Here is an 18,113-nt window from a genome sequence, read left to right on the forward strand (position 1 = left end):
CGTTGTTTGAACGACCACGTAGTGGCGAGACGGCGATCCTCGTACAGGTGGATGTTGCCGGCCTTGCCGAACCGGGCGAGCGCGATGAGTTCATCGAGCTCGCCCGTTCCGCCGGCGCCACGATTGCCCGTGTCATCGATGTGAAGCGCCATAGCCCAGACCCGAAATATTTTATCGGGACGGGCAAGGCCGACGAGATCGCCGATGCCGTGATTGCTGACGACGCGGAACTGGTCATATTCAGCCGTGTACTCAGCCCGAGCCAGGAGCGCAATCTCGAGGCCAAATTCAAGGCCCGCGTCCTTGATCGTACCGGGTTGATTCTCGATATCTTCGCCCAGCGGGCCCGCTCGCACGAAGGCAAGCTCCAGGTCGAACTGGCGCAACTCAACCATCTATCGACCCGCTTGGTGCGGGGCTGGACTCATCTTGAGCGCCAGAAGGGCGGCATCGGCCTGCGTGGTCCGGGTGAAACCCAGTTGGAAACTGATCGCCGCTTGTTGGGCGATCGGATCAAGCAAATTCTCCGGCGCCTGGATAAGGTTCGGCGGCAGCGACAGCAGGGGCGTCAGGCGCGCAAGAAGGCCGAGCTACCGGCTGTCGCGCTGGTGGGCTATACCAATGCTGGCAAATCAACCCTGTTCAACCGGCTCAGCCAGGCCGGGGTTTACGCTGCCGATCAGTTGTTTGCAACACTGGATCCGACCTTGCGCCGGGTCGAGCTTGATGCGGTCAGTGCCTTGGTGTTGGCCGATACGGTTGGTTTCGTGCGCGAACTGCCGCACGAGCTGGTGGCCGCATTTCATGCCACACTCCAGGAAACGCGGGAGGCGGATTTGTTGTTGCATGTCATCGATGCGAGTAACCCGGAGCACAACCGTACGGAGAGCGACGTCGATCAGGTGCTCGCCGAGATCGGTGCGGATGAGGTGCCGATGCTGCGTGTCTTCAATAAGATTGACCGCCTGGACGTGACCCCGCGCATCGACCGTGACGCCGAAGGGCGACCGGTGAAGGCCTGGGTGTCGGCGCAGACGGGAGCGGGTATTGAGGAATTATTGGCAGCCCTGCGAGAATATTTCATGCCGGAGGTTGTGCATGGCTGGGTGCATCTCCCGGCGTCGGCCGGCCGTCAGCGTGCTCGGTTGTTCGGTCTAGGTGCCGTGCTGGATGAGCGCGTGGACGATGCCGGTGGCAGCGATCTTGAGGTACGGTTGCCGCGTAGGCGCTATGATGCTTGGGTCAGCGAAACCGGAAATCCAGAGGTACTACGCTTGCGACCCCTATGAGGGGGTCTTACAATGCGTCGCTTCGGCCGCACGCGGGCCGACCGGCGCCGTTCCGTCGCAACGCATGAGACATTCGACCATCCAATCTGGAGTGATCAATGCCCTGGAACGAGCCAGGTAAGAACAATTCGGGCAATCAGGACCCTTGGGGAAACGGGCGACGGAGCGGGGGAGGCTCTTCCAATCCGTTGGATCTTGAAAAATGGCTGCGACGACTAATCGACAAACTGCGCACTGGTGGCAGTGGCGGTGGCAGTCCCACGCCTGCCATTCTGCTGGCTGTCGTGGTGGCGCTCGTAGCTTGGCTTGCCTCTGGATTTTACATTGTGGGTCCGGGCGAGCGCGGGGTCGTGCTGCGCTTTGGCGCCTTCACCGAAACCAGTCTGCCGGGGCCGCATTGGCACTTGCCCTATCCCATCGAGCAGGTACATGTGGTCGATATCGACCAGAACCGCAGCGAGCAGAGCAAGGCGGTCATGTTGACCCAAGACGAAAACATCGTCGATGTCGATGTGTCGGCGCAATATCGCGTCAAGAATGCCGAGGAATATCTGTTCAACGTTCGCGACCCCAATCAAACCTTGCGCGACGTGCTGGTCAGCGCGATCCGCGAGATCGTGGGCAAGAGCAAGATGGATTATGTGGTGGGCGAAGGCCGCGCGGATATCGCGTTGCGAACTCAGGCGCTGATGCAACATACCCTCGATGGCTACAAGATCGGCTTGGAGGTCATCAAGGTGAATCTGCAGGATGCGCAGCCGCCAGAGCAGGTGCAGAGTGCCTTTGCTGATGCCATCAAGGCGCGTGAGGACGAGGTGCGATATCGCAATGAGGCCGATGGCTACGCGAATACCGTGATCCCGCAAGCACGTGGTCAGGCAGCACGCGAACAGGAAGAGGCGCAGGCCTACAAGCAACGTGTGGTCGCACGCGCGCAGGGTGATGCCTCACGCTTCGACCAATTGCTCAAGGAATACGAAAAGGCGCCGAAGGTTACGCGAGAACGCCTGTACCTCGACACCATGCAATCGGTGCTTGAAAACAGCTCCAAGGTGTTGATCGACAGCAAGGGTAAAAACATCCTGTACTTGCCGCTCAATAATCTGCCCAAGGGCACGAGCAGCACGGCTCAGGATCCTGCAGCGGTGGCCTCGAGTGCAGCAGCTGCAGATGCCGGCCCCATGCAGGCGGAACGTCAGCGGCGTGATCTGCGTAACCGGGAGGTCCATTGACAATGAAGGTACGCATTTTTGGGATTGTGGTCGTCGTGGCGGCCCTGCTGGTCTACATGTCGGCCTATACCGTGCAGCAGGATCAACGCGCCATGCTGTTCAAGCTCGGCGAGATCAAGCAAACCGACATCAAGCCGGGTCTGCATTTCAAATGGCCGTTGATCGAAACGGTACGCAAGTTCGATGCGCGTCTGTTGACGCTCAATTCCCAGCCGGAGCGCTTCCTCACCAGCGAGAAGAAGAACGTGATGGTCGACTTCTTCGTGAAGTGGCGCATCGCCAATCTCGGCCAATATTACCGCTCAACGCGAGGTGACGAGCAGCGTGCGCTGACGCGCCTCTCGCAGATCATGAAGGATGGACTGCGCAGCGAATTCGGTAAACGCACCATTCAGGAAGCGGTGTCCGGTGAGCGCAGCGAGATCATGAATACGCTGAATACCGAGGCCACAAAATCGGCCAAGCAACTCGGTATCGAGGTGCAGGACGTGCGCATCGTCAGCATCGACCTGCCGGCCGAAGTGGCCAATTCCGTGTACAAACGTATGGAAGCCGAGCGTGCTCGTGTCGCCGCCGATTTCCGGGCGCGCGGTAAGGAAGCGGCTGAACGCATTCGCGCCAATGCCGACCGCGAACACTCAGTGATTTTGGCCAATGCCTACCGACAGGCGCAGATGCTGCGCGGCCAGGGCGATGCCACAGCCGCCGAGATCTATGCCAAGGCCTATGATCAGAATCCAAATTTCTACGCCTTCTACCGAAGCCTGCAGGCCTATCGTCAAAGCTTCAATAGCAAGGACAATGTGCTTGTTCTGGAGCCTGATTCTCAGTTTTTCCGCTTCTTCAATCAGGCTGAAGGCATCGGCAAACGATAGGCATAGGGTCGTGACGACAAGGTTGCATGCCAAGGCAGAGCAGCGGTGCGCGGTCGCGCACCGCTGCTCTGCCGACAATCCCACCGTTTAAAAGGCCAGGACATGTGGACTCACTTGCTAGTGGCCCTGGGCCTGGTCTTTGTGCTCGAGGGTATTTTCCCGTTCATCAGCCCCAATGGGTTGAGGCGTACCCTCCTGCAACTGGTGCAATTGCCCAATCGTGTGCTGCGCATCATTGGCCTCTCCAGTATGCTTTCCGGCCTGTTAATCATCTATCTCTTTCACCGCTGAGTTGGCAACTCGGCGTCGGAAACGGTTGTACGAGGACGTGGTATGAATGACCCCGCATACTGGCTGTTGCCGGAGGGCATCGAAGAAACCCTACCGCCGGCGGCGGCCCAGCTTGAGCGCGTGCGCCGCGAGCTGTTGGATATGTACCGCGTGTGGGGCTACGAACTGGTCATTCCTCCTCTCATTGAATACCTGGAATCCCTGCTAACCGGTGCAGGACGTGAATTGGATCTCGAAACCTTCAAGTTGACCGATCAGCTTAATGGCCGACTGATGGGCGTGCGTGCGGACATTACGCCACAGGTCGCGCGTATCGATGCGCACCGTCTGCATCGCGAAGTACCCGTGCGTCTGTGTTACATGGCGCGTGTGCTACGGACGCGTCCGCAGGGGCTGGGCGGAACACGCAGCCCGCTGCAGGTGGGCGCCGAGCTTTATGGGCATGCCGGTATCGACAGTGACGTCGAGATCATCCGACTGATGCTGGCCACATTGAAGGCTTGCGGCATTGGCCGTGTGCATGTCGATCTTGGGCATATCGATATCTTCCGGTGTCTGGTGGAGGCCGCACGCCTGGAGCCGGAAATCGAGACGGAGTTGTTTGAACTTCTGCAACGCAAGGCCGTCGCCGAAATGAGCGAGCAACTTGCGGCGAGCGGTTTGGGCGAGATCCATCGCAGGCGTTTTCTGGACTTGGCTAACCTTAATGGCGGTGCGGAGGTGTTGCTGCAGGCGCGCGAACGTTTCGCCGGCGTGGATGCGCGTATCGACGCCGCATTGGATTATCTCGATGATGTAGCGGCGGCCATTCGCCATGAAGCGCCCGATGTAGAGCTGTGTTTCGATCTGGGCGAATTGCGTGGTTATCACTATCATTCGGGGTTGGTTTATGCCGCCTACGTTCCTGGGCGTGGGCAGGAGTTGGCGCGCGGCGGACGCTATGACGGTATCGGCAAGGCCTTCGGCCGGGCTCGTCCAGCCACCGGATTCAGCGCCGACCTTGAGGGTCTGCTCGAAGCCGGTGCGCGGGAAGACATAGCAGCTACAGCGCGCATTTATGCGCCGGCGGAAGGAAATGCCGCACTGGACGATGAAATACGACGGTTGCGCGACGAAGGTCGCATCGTCATTCGCGCGCTGTGTGGGCAACAGGGCGATGCAAGGGCCATGGGCTGCGACCAGATACTGGTTCGCCATGGCGATCAATGGCTGCTGACGGAAGTGAATTAATGGGCAAGTTCGTCGTTGTATTGGGGAGTCAGTGGGGTGACGAGGGCAAGGGTAAGATCGTCGACCTATTGACCGATGAAGTGGCGGCTGTCGCGCGCTTCCAGGGAGGGCATAACGCAGGGCATACCCTGGTTATCGATGGCGAGAAAACGGTACTGCACCTGATTCCATCGGGCATCCTGCGCGAGGGCGTCGAGTGTTTGATCGGTAATGGGGTGGTGCTGTCGCCTACCGCATTGCTGGAGGAAATGGCGATGCTGTCCGCACGCGGCGTGCCGGTGGCCGAGCGTCTGCGCATCTCCGATGCTGCCCAGCTGATCCTGCCTTATCACGTCTCGCTCGATCTCGCGCGCGAACAGGCTCGAGGCAGTGCGGCCATCGGCACCACCGGCCGAGGCATCGGGCCTGCCTATGAGGACAAGGTTGCGAGGCGTGGATTGCGCGTCAGCGATCTGTTCCATCGCGAGCGGCTGGCCGCCAAGCTGGGTGAGGTGCTCGATTACCATAACTTCGTGCTCAAGCACTACTTCAAGACCGATGTGCTGGATTTCCAGCGCATCCTGGATGATTGTCTGGCACAAGCGGAAATCATCCGCCCATTGGTGATTGATGTTTCGTTGCGCCTATCCGAGTTGCGTGCCGAGGGGCGCAGTGTGCTCTTTGAGGGCGCGCAGGGCACGTTGCTCGATATCGACCATGGCACCTATCCCTTCGTGACCTCGTCCAACACGACGGCGGGTGGCGCGAGTACCGGCACCGGCGTCGGGCCGTTGTCCCTGGATTACGTACTGGGCATCACCAAGGCCTACACCACGCGCGTCGGCGCAGGGCCCTTTCCGACCGAGTTAATGGACGAAATGGGCGAGCATTTGGCGCGTCGCGGACATGAATTCGGTGCCACCACTGGCCGTGCGCGGCGCTGCGGTTGGTTCGATGCGGTGGCGTTACGACGCGCCATCCAGATCAACAGCATTTCCGGTTTGTGTATGACCAAGCTCGATGTGCTTGATGGCTTGGAATCGTTGCGCATCTGCGTGGGCTACGATTGCGACGGCGAGCGTTACGAGCTGCCGCCAAGCGGGGCAGAATCACTGGCCACCTGTCGGCCGATTTATGAGGAATTGCCCGGCTGGCAGTCCAACACAGTCGGTATCACCCGTTATGAAGCGCTACCCCAGGCCGCCAAAACCTATCTTGAACGAATCCAGGCGCTGGCGGGCATCCCGATCGATCTGATTTCGACTGGCCCAGATCGCGAGCAAAACATCGTGTTGCGCAATCCCCTCAAGGCAAACGCCGGCTAACACACCACGCCGGGCCCGTATGCGCGGGTCCGGCGGCTGCCTCTCGATATGCGCTGGCAAGCATCCTGCTAGGTCTTCTGCAGGGTCAACGCACGCCGGAGGATTCCATGTCACTGTCGAGAGACGTCAAAGACCGGGCAACCGAGCTACTGAGCGCACTATATGGGTGCGAAGCAGCCCAGGACACGCTCACGGCGCTCGAAGGGTTGCTGGCAGAAGATGAAATCCCCTCGGCGAAGACCCGAACCTGGCCCGCGTTGTCTGAGCGCGATGCCCTGCTGATTACCTATGGCAATACCTTCAGCGCGCCGGGCGAACCGCCTCTCGGCACCTTGTTACGTTTTTTGAAGACGCATGTCGGCGATGCGATCAGCTTGGTTCATCTGCTGCCGATCTTTCCCTATAGCTCCGACGACGGTTTTTCCGTGGTCAATTACCTCGAAGTCAGCCCGGAGCTTGGCGGCTGGGAAGACGTGGCCAAGATCGGCGAGCAGTACGGGCTGACGCTGGATCTGGTGCTGAATCACTGCTCACGCAGTCATCTTTGGTTCCAGGACTATATCCGCGGCGAGGCACCGGGGCGCGACTATTTCGTCGAGGCCGATCCGGCCGATCCGCGCCTGGCCCTGGTCACACGCCCGCGCAATAGCCCGTTATTGACGCCCGTCGAGGTGCGCGATCAGGGATCGCGCTGGGTGTGGACCACCTTCAGTGCGGATCAGGTCGATCTCGATTTTGCGAACCCGGCGGTGCTGTTGGAATACGTCCGAATTCTGTTGACCTACATCCGGCGTGGCGCGCGGGTGGTACGTCTGGATGCAGTGGCCTATCTATGGAAAACCCTGGGTACGCCGTGCATCAATCTGCCCGAGACGCATGCGGTGGTGAAATGCCTGCGCTTGATTGTCGATGCGGCGGTGCCGGGCACGCTGCTGCTCACCGAAACCAATGTCCCGCAGGTGGAAAACCTGAGTTATTTCGGTGAGGGTAATGAGGCACATTTGATTTACCAGTTCAGTCTGGCGCCTTTGTTGCTGTATGCATTGACGCTCGGGCGCACCGCCGCACTACAGACCTGGGCCGCCGAACTGCCGCCGCCGCCCGTCGGCGGCGGTTATGTGAATTTTACGGCTTCGCACGATGGGGTCGGATTGCGCCCGTTGGAAGGTCTGGTGTCCGAGGCTGACCGCGATGCGCTGCTGCGACGGATGCGTGAGCGCGGAGGCTACGTGTCGATGCGTCGACTGCCGGACGGACGCGACGCGCCCTACGAACTCAACATCAGCTATTTCACGGCGCTGGGCGGCGACGATGGCGAGGCCGCGCAGCTTGCGCGATTCCTGCTCGCCCAGACCGTGGCGCTGTCGTTGCAGGGCGTGCCGGCGCTGTACGTGCAGTCGTTGATCGCTACCGAAAGCGATTTGCTCGGTGTCGAGCGCAGCGGCCAGACCCGGGCGATCAACCGTCGGCGCTGGGATTACGGCGAGCTTAACGCGCTGCTGGCGCGCGAAGGGTCGGTCCAGATACGCTGTCTGAACGAGATCGTGCGACGGCTGACGTTGCGGCGCGCCCATCGTGCCTTTCACCCCGAGGCGGGACAGCGGGTGCTCGATACCGAGGATGGCATATTTGCGGTGCTGCGCACGCCGCGTGCCGAGCCGGGCAGTCAGGCCGTACCTGTCCTATGCCTCTTCAACTTCACGCCCGAGACGCGTGAGGCCGATGTGGCGCCGCTGTGTGGCGGTGAAGGGCGCCAGAGTCTGGTAGACGTGATCGGCAACCGGCGTATCGCTTGTCCGCGAGGGCTCATTCGGTTGCCAGCCTATGCCGCGCTTTGGCTCAAGGCGGTCTGAGTCGGCCGGATTACGCGCCGACGTGTCCATTGTCCTCGGCTACGGCCTTAGCCAGTGCTGCCGGTATGTCGGGGTAGGCGCTGGTGACCCGGCTCCAGCTGGGAATATAGGGCGGTTCGAACGGACTGGCCAGAAAGGTGTCCCCAGCCTCGATCACGGCGCGGGTAAAGGTTTCGACGGCAGCCTCCTCCGCGTGAAAATTGAATTCCAGCCCATTGAGTTCCGCGTCAGCCTGATAACGCTGGACGAGGTCGAGTGCCGTCCGTAGATAGGCCGCCTTGAGTGTGCGGAAGGTCTCGGGCGCCAGCACCACACCCTCGGTGGCGAGCTTGCGGAATACGGAAACCGCGATCTCGCGACTCATACGCGCGAGCCCTGTCATGGCGTTGTCTTCGGACATCGGCTGATGCTTGTGATCGTAGCGTGCCGCGATGTCTACCTGGCAGACTTGGCGGCTGTTCAGATTGCGATAGATTTCGGATAGCAGGCCGACTTCCAGCCCCCAATCCGGGGGATGCGCAGGCGTGGGATCTCGTCCGTATGCAGCGCGAACTCGCCTGACAGGGGGTAGCGGAAGCCGTCGAGGAAATCGAGATAGTTAGTGGGCCCGAGAATCTGGGCGAGGCTGCGAATCAGCGGCGTGAAAAACAGCCGAGAGACGCGACCGCCAAGGCGGTTGTCGGCGACGCGCGGGTAATAGCCCTTGCAGAAGCGAAAGCCGAAATCGGGGACGGCAACGGGGTATAGCAGACGCGCGGGCAGGGCGCGGTCGTAGGTGAGAATGTCCGCATCGTGTACCGCGACCGCTTCGGCGATCCCGGTGGCTGCAATATAGCCGAGACAGTACCAGACGTTGCGACCCTTGCCCGGCTGATTCGGCGCGAGACCGGCGGCATCGAGGTGTTCGTGAATGGCACGCAGTCGAGGACCATCGTTCCAGAGCAGGTGCAGTGGCTGCGGCAGGCGGGAAAAAAATGTCTTGGCCGCATGGAACTGGGACTCATCCGCTTGATCCAGGCCAATCACGACTGCAGACAGATAAGGGATTTTTGCGATGTGATCGACGATGTTCGACAGCGCCGGTCCCTCCAGCTCGGAGTAGAGTGCGGGAATCAGCAGTGCCAGCGGGCGCTTTTCGTTATAGCCGCACAGCGTGCGCTCCAAATCCTCCAGGCTACGGGTGCCGAGGTCGTGCAGTGTGGCGATGGTGCCGCCCTGGTGAAAGTCCGCCATGGTTCACGCCACTCCCAAACGTGTGAGCGCCTCGATCCAGCCGGCGGGTCCGGCGTTGCGGGCGCGTAGACAGGATACCTCGTCGGGCAACGGCCTGGGGCCGGGCAGGCAGGCCGCTCGATCCGCCATTTCAAGCAGACGGCGATCATTGGGCGCGTCGCCAAGGGCGATCACGCGCGGCCAGTTGCCGTCAGAGCGCAGATGATTCAAGAGTACGGCAGCCCCCCACGCCTTGTCGATGTTGGCCGGTTGCACGGTGAGAAAACGGCCACCCTGTAACGCGGTCAGACCCGCTTCGTGGAGGCGTTCGGTCAGGCGTTGATCAACCGGACCCTCCCAGCGCAGGGGTTCCGAGGCCATGCGCGTGCGCGCGGCCAGCGCATTGATCGGCGACAGCCCGGTCAGGCGACAGATGGTTTCCAGCGACCAGTCACCGAAGCCTTCCAGCGGCAGATCCAGGGGCGAACGCAGCCCGCGGATCAGGGCGCGAATACTGGCATATCGCCAGGGCGTGAGTCTCTGGATGCGCCAGCCGCCGCGGCCCGCTCGCGGCAAGCACAGCGCCGCGCCGTTTTCGACCACCGCAGGACCGCACAGCCGCCAGCGGCGCCATAGCGTCATCACCTCTGCGGCCGTTTTACTGGTGGCCGGGATCACGGGAATACCACGCGCCGAGAGATGTCGGATGAACGGCGCAGCCTGCGCCAGACCGCCGTTGGCGTCGAGCAGGGTATGGTCGAGGTCGGTAAAGATGACGGTACGGCAGTGAGTCATGTCTGGCAATCATCGTTCGGCTCGGTCCAGCGAGGGAGTGTACCGCATGCAGAGAGCATGCCGAACGAGTCGGGTGAATCCAGGCGGCATCCGCACCCGTCGGGATCATGAGTGAGTCAGGCTGTCGCCGCGGTCACTTCTATAGTTGGGCAGTTAATCATGGATGCGGCCACTGCTGGGTTGGTCGGGAGCCGACAACGGCTGAGTTCGACCCTAAGCGGACTGCCAGAGGCTCATCACAAATAGCGACACTACAATAGAGAGTCGCCACTTTCATCGAGCGCCCGCAGCGTTCTTTGACCAGGGATTGGCTGATAATCGCCATCGAGAGCAAAAAGCAAGTCGGATTGCGGTAAGAGCTTCGCAGTCTGTTCCCACTAGTCGTTATCAAATAGTCACCCGCAAACGCTTGGCGCGCTCCTTGAAGGCACGCTCTCCACCTTCGAGGATGTCGCACACGTGCTGCCGGATGAGCGGGTTTTCGAGACTCCCGCTCTCATACGTAATGAGCGGTAACTGACCGGGCCTGTGCGGTCCGCACTGTGCCACGATCACCTGATCCGCATCGGTGTTCACCACCAAGTTGGCGTTATGCGTCACGATCACGATCTGGCGCCGCTTCTTGGCGTCGCGGAAGCGATGCACTAACTCTTGATAGATGGATTGAGGGTCCAAGTTCTCTTCAGGCTGATCGATGATCAGTGGTCGGTCATCTTCCGCATCTATCGCCAAGTACAGCAGAAGCAAGACGATGCCGCGCGTGCCAGGTGACAACTGTTCGATATCTACGCCGTCATACTGCAAGCCGTAGCCGACAGTGATGTGATCGGTGCTGTACAGCCAGTCCGAAATGTTGCGTGCCCATGCGCGGAACTCGGTGTTCTCCGGCATGTGGGTCCGTAGCGCCGCCTCATTGGCCTTGACGAAATTGAGCAAGGCTGTAGCGGCTTGCGCAGCGTCACCGGTTGCCCATTCCGCCATCAGCCCGGCGCGCGCCGCCCGTAGCAACTCACCGCGCCCCTTGAACGGGCCGTTGGTCCGAAGATCCAACAGAGCTTCACCCTTGGCGGCCCAGAGCGCAAGGTCCACATTTCGACGCACCGAGAACGACAATTTCGACAAGGAGCCGGCCGCCTCATCGATGCGTTCCTTGATGGGCGCGTAGAGATCCGCAAGTTCCAGTTCTTCTTCAACGATGGCTTCGAAGATGGCGGCATAGGCGCTGCGCCGCGCATCGACCAGAGCGCGGATGCGCTCGTCTGCACCTTGAGTGCGCTCGATCTGCTGGAGCACCTTGGTCAGCGCGGCCTCGGCTTTGGTGATCTTGTCCGAGACGGTGGTGAAGCGTTTGACGTTTTGCGCGTCGACACCGACCAGCGTGCTCAGGCGAGCGAGCTCCCGCTCAAGAAGCGAGAGCGATTCATCCGCGAGGTTGGCGTCCGCGGGGATCAGCGCGACGGCCGGATCGGGAGTAGCCTGAGGCACAGGATCGGTTTTCGCGGAGCCTTGCAGCGCGGCCACAGACAGGTTGGCCTGTTCGATGCGCTCGGTCAGCAACTTGTCAACCGGGCCGGCGTAGTCGAGCCTGAACGCTTCCCAATCGGTGGCACTGAGGCCGGCATGCTCACGCTCTTGCTTCAGGTCGGCGAGCAGAGAGGACGCCTGACGGGTGCGGAAGTCGCGAACGTCGTTTTGCAAGTGAAGCAGAGCCTGGTGTCGCCGCTTGGCTTGATCTACCAGTTGTCGCTTCGCATCGACCGCCCGCGAAACCTGTTCATGGCGCCTCGCGCGCTCTTCGTTGCCCTTGGCAACCAGAGACTTGCGGTCGGTCTTGTCCTTATCGATTGCACGCTTCTTCTCGTCCCGGTCCTTCTCGAGCGCCTTGATGCCGTCCTTCTTGACACGTTCGTCGGTGAGGTCTGCGGACGCCCTGGTCAAAGCCTGTTGCTGGCGTTTTCGCTTCAGGCGCGATGTTTCCAGACGAAGGCCAAGTAACTCCTGGAAGGAGTCGGCGCCTTGACGTTCGTTGAGCGGGTGCGCATTGAAGATCACACGCTCGATCTCCGTGACCAACGCATCGTTCAAGCCTTCCGCCGAGCAGAGCTGGTCGACGAACTGCTGCGACAGATACTGGACATACGGGCTGGCCAGGAGGTCCTCCATGTCAGTCTTGGCGAGGTCGTTGCCGGTTGTTTCGCCAGACGCCCATTGCAGTTCGGCTTTACTGTCACCGAGGTGTTGTTTCGCGCGCAGGATGAAGGAGCGCTCGTTCAAGTGAGGGGAGAGCGCAAGACCGCCGGCCGCAATCAGATCGGCCAAGGCGGTCTTTCCCGAGCCCCGCGCGCCGATCACGGCAACCAGTCCCGCGTTCAGTTCAACGGTACCGTTCGCGATCCAGGGCGCGTTCGTCACAGTCAGCGAGTTGATGGTGTGGCTGTCCAATGCGCCGCGCGGTGGCTCTGTGCCGATGAAAACACGTTCTTCGGGTTCGATGCAGGCTTGGCGCAGCGAGTCGAACATCAGGTCGCCCTTGATCCAGCAGCGGCGGTCGCCGTCAGGCTGCCCGGCCTTGGCGAGCGAATGGGCGTCCGACCCGTGCAGGCAAGGCTTGCATCCGTTGTACTGCCTTTCGAGTTCTTCGACGGTGGCCGATTCCTTGCCCAGCCAGAAGCGCACTTGCTTGGGATTGGCGCTGAAGATGATGTGGGCAAGGCCCTCGACGTTCTTGCGCTGCGCCGCGAACGAGGCGGTGGCGTCCCGCAGACCTGAGGTGCCGTCTTTCTCTCCGCCGGCGACGGCGATTAGGGTGTTCTTCTTGATCCACTCGTTTTTTGACCATGCCTGCTTGAGCTGGTCGAAGTTCACTTTGAACTGATTGGCACCTTCGGACCGGGCCGCGTCGTCGTCTGTCAGATCTGGTTTATGGGCGCGGCCCAGGCGGATGAGGTCGCTGCGTTGGCAGCGGTAGAACTCGCCCAGGTAGGAGAACTCGAACTCCAGCAGGAAGCGCTTTATCCGATCAACGTGGTCGGCATCATGCGGCGAGAAGAGCAGGTGGATGTTGACCGCCGATGCCTTCGCGGTTTCGATGCCCAGTCGCAACTCGACGTTGGGGAATATCAAACCCACACCAGACAAACGCTCGCGGCGTTTTTCGTCGACGACCTGCTCGTAGCGTTCAATGCCGAAGTAGTCGGTGATACCCATCGCGCGAATCGGCGGATTCGACGCTTCGATGGCATCCAGGAACGCTGCCCAAGGATCTGGACCAGCGTACTGGTCGTTCAGGGCTGTGCCGGGCGTGTGGATGTGAGGGTCCCAGCGATGCCAGGTCGAGCCTCGTTCGCTTTGCACATCGAATGGTGTTTTCATCTGCGCCAGGGGGTTAGGGTTCAGCTCATCATTTTGCAGGTTGCATCGAGTCGATTCAAAAAAACTGAATTCGAAGGTCGGAGCTTACTACGAGCGCAAAATCAAGTGTCCGCTTTTGGCCGATTTGAGACATACCCGTTGCTCCGTATCTTACCTTCGATGACATGGCTGAATTGTCATTGTCTTGTCCGCTGATCACGCTTATCAACAGATACGCGGCAATGGGTCGTCTTCCAGTTCTTCCAGTACGCGTTCGCCGCCGAGCGGGGTGCGCAGGATGACGCGGGCGCGGGTCTGGGCTTTGTTCAGGTTGCCGATCAGCGCGGCCTCAGTGCCGCTGGGCAGCTCGCGCCAGGCGGCGAGGGCTGTCTCGGCTGTTTCGGGTGCGACGACCGCGACCACGCGGCCTTCGCAGGCGAGGTAGAGCGGATCGTAGCCGAGCATTTCGCAGACCGCGCGTACCGGTTCGCGCACCGGGATCTGCGCCTCATTGAGGTGCAGGTTCAGGCCGCTGGCGCGCACGATTTCGTTGGCGACGGTGGCGAGTCCGCCGCGCGTGGGATCGCGCATGAAGCGCAGGCCGTCGATGCCGAGCAGGGTCTCGGTCAGCGGCAGCACGCTGGCGGCGTCGGAGCGTAGTTCGCCGCGCAGGCCGAACTGCTCACGCGCGAGCATCACCGCCACGCCGTGGTCGCCCACCGGGCCGCTGACCAGCACGCGGTCGCCGGCGCGCACCTCGCGCAGGCCGAGGCGCCGTCCCGGTGCGCGCACGCCCACGCCGGTGGTGGCGAGATATAGCCCGCCACCCTCGCCGCGAGGCAGTACCTTGGTGTCGCCCGCAGCCACCACCACGCCGGCCTCCTGCGCCGCGTGCGCGAGGCTCGCCACAATGCGATCGAGGGTGGCGATCTCGAAACCTTCCTCGACGAAGACGTTGAGTGTGAGATAGCAGGGGCGGGCACCGGCGACCGCGAGGTCGTTGACCGTGCCGTGCACCGCTAGCGCGCCGATGTCGCCGCCCGGAAATTCCAGCGGCTGCACGGTGAAACCGTCGGTGGTCACGAGCACCTCGCCGGGCGGCAGCGGAATTGCGACCGCGTCGGCGTCCACGTCGAGGTGCGGGTTGGCCAGATGACGGGCAAACAGTTCTTCGATCAGTTCGCGCATGTAGCGCCCGCCGTTGCCGTGGGCGAGGGAGATGTGGGTATCCTGCATGGCGCTGTGTCCCTTCGTTCGGTTGCGCGGAATTTGCGGTAACGCAATGTTTTGAAGATTGAAAATCTCGGATATTCAAGGGGAATTCGAGACCGTTGCCGCGTACTCGATCACCTGCCCGAAGCTCAGGCCGGCGTCGTTGGAGGGGACACATTCGCCGAGGTGCGCGGCGAAGCCTTCCGTGGCGAGCAGGATCAGCGCGCGCTCAGCGAGCAGGCGGTTCTGGAACACGCCGCCGGTCAGCGCGATGGCATCGATTTGTTGCCGTTCGCGCAGGACAAGCGCTTGGGCGAGGATGGCCCGGGCCAGGCTTTCGTGCACGCAGGCCGCCTTGTCGGCAGGCACGCGTGCGGGGTCGTCGAGCAGGGGCAGTAGCGGCGCCCAGTCAGTGATCCACAGACCGTCGTCGTCCTGTGCCAGCGGCAGTGTGACGGCCTCGACCGTTCCGGCCTGGGCCGCCGCGAGGGCTTCCAGGTACATCGGGCCTTGGCCTTCGAAGCTTGCCTCGCGGACCAGCCCGAGCAGCGCGGCGGCGGCGTCGAAGACGCGTCCGGCGGCACTGCTGCGGTGGCAGTTGAGGTCGTGCTCCCAGGCGCCGCGCAGGAGCGCGACATCGCCTGCTGCCATCTCACCGCCGAACGACCACGGCAAGCCCACCTCCCAGCACAGGGCGGCGGCGCTGCGCCAGGGTTCGCGCCCGGCGCGCCCGGCGCCCGGCAGGCGGAAGGGGCGCAGGCTGCCTACGCGCCGCCATCGGCCCGGTGCACCGTACAGCGTTTCGCCGCCCCACAGCGTGCCGTCGGGACCGAGGCCGACACCGTCCCAGGCGAAGGTCAGCCAGCGGCCGTAGGCGGGATGTTCGCCGGCCACGGCGGAGGCGTGGGCGTGGTGATGCCAGATGCGGTACATCGGCAGCGCCTGGGCGGCGGCCCAGCGCGTGCTCGCATAGTCCGGGTGCGCGTCGCAGATCACGGCCTCGGCGCGCACGCCGTAGAGTCGCTGCAGGTCGTCGATGGTGCGCGTGAAGAGGTCGCGGGCGCGCGGGCTGTCGAGGTCGCCCAGATGCGGCGAGACGACGACGCGGTTCTCCCAAGCCAGCGCGACGGTGTTCTTCAGGTGGCCACCCACGGCGAGCAGCGGATGCGCCAGCGGTTGCGGCAGATCGAGTTCGAGCGGGGCCAATCCACGGCCGAGGCGCAGCGGACGTGGACGCCCGTCGACGACGCGTAGCACGGAATCGTCGGCCGGACGCTCAATGAGGCGGTTGTGGTGCAGAAAGGCATCGGCCACGCCCGCGAGCCGGCTTTCGGCCTCGGTCTCGTCGGTGAGGACCGGCTCGCCGCTGAGGTTGGCAGAGGTGGCGACCAGCGGCCCGCCGAAGTCCGTCGCAAGCAGGTGATGGAGCGGGCTATAGGGCAGCAGCACGCCGAGTTCGTCCAGGCCGGGACAGAGGGAGGGCGCGAGATCGTGCCCGGTGCGCAGCGGCACGAGCACGATGGGCCGCTCGGCCGCGCGCAACGCTGCCTCGTGCGCGGGAGAGAGTGCGGCGGCGCGGTGCAGGTCGCGCAGGTCCTCGGCGAAGAGAACAGCCAACGGCTTGTGCGGGCGCAGCTTGCGCGAGCGCAGCCGGGCGACGGCGACCTCGCTGCGCGCGTCGCACAGCAGGTGGTAGCCGCCGATGCCCTTGACCGCGACGGTCGCGTCGGCATGCAGCATGCCGACGGCGGCGGCCAGCGCAGCTTCGTTGCCCATGATGCGTTCGCCGCCAACGACGTATTCCAGTCGCGGCCCGCATGTCGGGCAGGCCACCGGTTCTGCGTGGAAACGGCGGTCGAGTGGGTCCTCGTACTCGCGGCGGCAGTCGGGACACAGCGCGAAGCCTGCCATGGTGGTGGCCGCGCGGTCGTAAGGCAGGGCGCGGATCAGTGTGTAGCGTGGCCCGCATTGGGTGCAGTTGATGAAGGGGTAGCGGTAGCGCCGGTTGCCCGGATCGGCGAATTCGGTAAGACAGTCGGGGCAGGTGAAGTAATCCGGCGGGACGTGGTTGCGCGGGGCCTCGCCGGCGCGGCTGGGCAGGATGCGGAAGCCGCCGTCGGTATCATCAACCGGGCCTGGAGTGCCGCGTTCGAGCAGTAGCGGGCAAGCGATGGCCGGCGCCTCGGCCATCAGCGCTTCGGCGAAGGCCGCCAGCGCGACGTCGTCGCCGTGGGCCTCGATCTCCACCACGCCGGCACCGTTGCGCACCGAGCCGGCAAGGCCGAGGCGGTGCGCGAGGCGGTAGACGAAGGGGCGGAACCCGACACCCTGTACGCGCCCGCCGATGACGAAGCGCTGCGAGTCCATTCAGGCGCTCCGCGGCTCGCGCAGCCCCGACGACCACCAGATGCGGCAGGCGCCTTCGTCGGAGACCATGCAGGGGCCGATGGGGCTGCGCGGGGTGCAGGCGCGGCCGTAGAGGCGGCACTGGTCCGGGTAAATCTTGCCCAGGACTACGGCCGCGCAATCGCAGCCGGGCGGCATCTCGCCAGCGCGGCGCCTGGCTCCCTCGGGGGCTGGGAAGACGCGCCGTGCGTCAAGATGCTGCCAAGCTGGGCGCGGGGTGAAGCCGGAATCGGGGATGATACCGATGCCGCGCCAGTTGGCGTCCTCGACCTGCATCACCTCGTTCAGCCAGCGCCGGGCCGTGGGGTTGCCGCCGGGGCGGACCAGCTCGGGGTAGCAGTTGTCGAGGAAGGGTTTGCCCTCGATGGCCTGGCGCAGCACCGAGTAGGTGGCGGCGAGCAGGCTTTCCGGGGTGAAGCCGGCGATCGCCGCGGGCATGCGGTGGCGATCGATCACGAAGGACCATTCCTCGGGACCCATCACGGTGGCGACGTGGCCGGGGGCGATCAGCGCGTCGAAGGCTGCCTCGCCAGAATCTAGCAGCATGGCCACGGCCGGCCAGGTCAGCCGCGCGGCGAGCAAGATCAGCAGGTTGTCCGGCACCCCCTCGGCCAGCATCGCGGCGACCGGGGCGGTGGTGGTTTCGAAGCCGGCGACGAAGAACACCACCGGTTTGCCGGGCTCGGCGCGGGCGATGGCGGCGGCCTCCTGCGGCGAGGCGATGGCGCGCACGTCCGCACCCGCGGCGCGGGCCTGTTCGAGCGAGCGGGGTTCGCCCTTGGGCACGTTGACCGGCACGCGCAGCATGTCGCCGAAGGCGACCAGCACGATATCCTCCTCCAGGCTCAGGCGGATGGCATCGTACAAATCTTCCTCCGGGCAGACGCAGACCGGGCAGCCAGGGCCGGGAATGATCTCGATGCCGGGCGGCAGCGCGCCGCGGATGCCGGAGAAGCTGATGCTGCGCTCGTGGCCGCCGCAGACGTTCATCAGCCTGATGGGGCGCGGCAGCGCCAGTTCGCGGATACGGGTCAGCCAGGTCTGCGCGGTGGTCTGGGTCATG

At 63.2% G+C, this 18,113-nt stretch carries 14 protein-coding genes; 7 read left to right on the forward strand and 7 right to left on the reverse strand.

Translation table 11 applies throughout. The annotated features are described in order from the left end of the window. Positions 1-2 precede the first annotated feature (2 nt). The 7 genes from hflX to BI364_RS04690 all read left to right on the forward strand — a co-directional run bounded on the left by hflX (position 3) and on the right by BI364_RS04690 (position 8,074). On the forward strand, positions 3-1,289 hold the full coding sequence (gene hflX / locus BI364_RS04660; RefSeq protein WP_070077758.1) for a ribosome rescue GTPase HflX: 1,287 nt from the start codon (positions 3-5) through the stop codon (positions 1,287-1,289). Positions 1,290-1,387: 98 nt separating this feature from the next. Then, positions 1,388-2,521, forward strand: a complete 1,134-nt coding sequence (hflK, locus tag BI364_RS04665; protein ID WP_070077759.1) for an FtsH protease activity modulator HflK — start codon at positions 1,388-1,390, stop codon at positions 2,519-2,521. A gap of 2 nt (positions 2,522-2,523) precedes the next feature. Then, positions 2,524-3,396, forward strand: a complete 873-nt coding sequence (gene hflC, locus BI364_RS04670; protein WP_070077760.1) for a protease modulator HflC — start codon at positions 2,524-2,526, stop codon at positions 3,394-3,396. A 102-nt stretch (positions 3,397-3,498) separates the two neighbouring features. Next, positions 3,499-3,687 (forward strand): DUF2065 domain-containing protein, encoded by a 189-nt coding sequence (locus BI364_RS04675; RefSeq protein ID WP_070077761.1) that lies wholly within the window; start codon positions 3,499-3,501, stop codon positions 3,685-3,687. Positions 3,688-3,729: 42 nt separating this feature from the next. Continuing rightward, positions 3,730-4,917, forward strand: coding sequence for an ATP phosphoribosyltransferase regulatory subunit (locus BI364_RS04680; protein WP_070077762.1), 1,188 nt, complete (start codon positions 3,730-3,732; stop codon positions 4,915-4,917). Further along, complete coding sequence (locus tag BI364_RS04685) at positions 4,917-6,221, forward strand: adenylosuccinate synthase (RefSeq protein ID WP_070077763.1); 1,305 nt, start codon at positions 4,917-4,919, stop codon at positions 6,219-6,221. The genes BI364_RS04680 and BI364_RS04685 overlap by 1 nt, the downstream gene beginning before the upstream one ends. Positions 6,222-6,328: 107 nt before the next feature. Further along, the gene (locus tag BI364_RS04690; RefSeq protein ID WP_070077764.1) at positions 6,329-8,074 is read left to right on the forward strand and encodes a sugar phosphorylase; all 1,746 of its coding nucleotides are present in this window, start codon (positions 6,329-6,331) and stop codon (positions 8,072-8,074) included. A 10-nt stretch (positions 8,075-8,084) separates the two neighbouring features. Here BI364_RS04690 and BI364_RS18230 read toward each other — a convergent pair whose 3' ends face one another. From BI364_RS18230 to hypD, 7 genes are all read right to left on the reverse strand, one after another. Further along, positions 8,085-8,474: a hypothetical protein gene (locus BI364_RS18230; protein ID WP_197495871.1), complete on the reverse strand. Its 390-nt coding sequence runs from the start codon at positions 8,472-8,474 to the stop codon at positions 8,085-8,087. 59 nt (positions 8,475-8,533) lie between these two features. Continuing rightward, positions 8,534-9,307 (reverse strand): glycosyltransferase family protein, encoded by a 774-nt coding sequence (locus BI364_RS18235; protein ID WP_197495873.1) that lies wholly within the window; start codon positions 9,305-9,307, stop codon positions 8,534-8,536. A gap of 3 nt (positions 9,308-9,310) precedes the next feature. Next, positions 9,311-10,081, reverse strand: a complete 771-nt coding sequence (locus tag BI364_RS04700; protein ID WP_070077765.1) for an HAD-IIB family hydrolase — start codon at positions 10,079-10,081, stop codon at positions 9,311-9,313. Positions 10,082-10,468: 387 nt separating this feature from the next. Continuing rightward, positions 10,469-13,453: a TrlF family AAA-like ATPase gene (locus tag BI364_RS04705; RefSeq protein ID WP_070077766.1), complete on the reverse strand. Its 2,985-nt coding sequence runs from the start codon at positions 13,451-13,453 to the stop codon at positions 10,469-10,471. A 204-nt stretch (positions 13,454-13,657) separates the two neighbouring features. Further along, positions 13,658-14,668 carry a hydrogenase expression/formation protein HypE gene (gene hypE / locus BI364_RS04710; RefSeq protein ID WP_070077767.1) on the reverse strand — a complete coding sequence of 337 codons (1,011 nt, stop codon included), beginning with the start codon at positions 14,666-14,668 and terminating at the stop codon, positions 13,658-13,660. Positions 14,669-14,743: 75 nt separating this feature from the next. Continuing rightward, the gene (gene hypF / locus BI364_RS04715) at positions 14,744-17,011 is read right to left on the reverse strand and encodes a carbamoyltransferase HypF (protein WP_070077768.1); all 2,268 of its coding nucleotides are present in this window, start codon (positions 17,009-17,011) and stop codon (positions 14,744-14,746) included. Beyond that, the gene (gene hypD, locus BI364_RS04720; protein ID WP_070077769.1) at positions 17,012-18,112 is read right to left on the reverse strand and encodes a hydrogenase formation protein HypD; all 1,101 of its coding nucleotides are present in this window, start codon (positions 18,110-18,112) and stop codon (positions 17,012-17,014) included. Position 18,113 lies beyond the last annotated feature (1 nt).

Source organism: Acidihalobacter yilgarnensis (genome assembly GCF_001753245.1).
GTDB lineage: Bacteria > Pseudomonadota > Gammaproteobacteria > DSM-5130 > Acidihalobacteraceae > Acidihalobacter > Acidihalobacter yilgarnensis.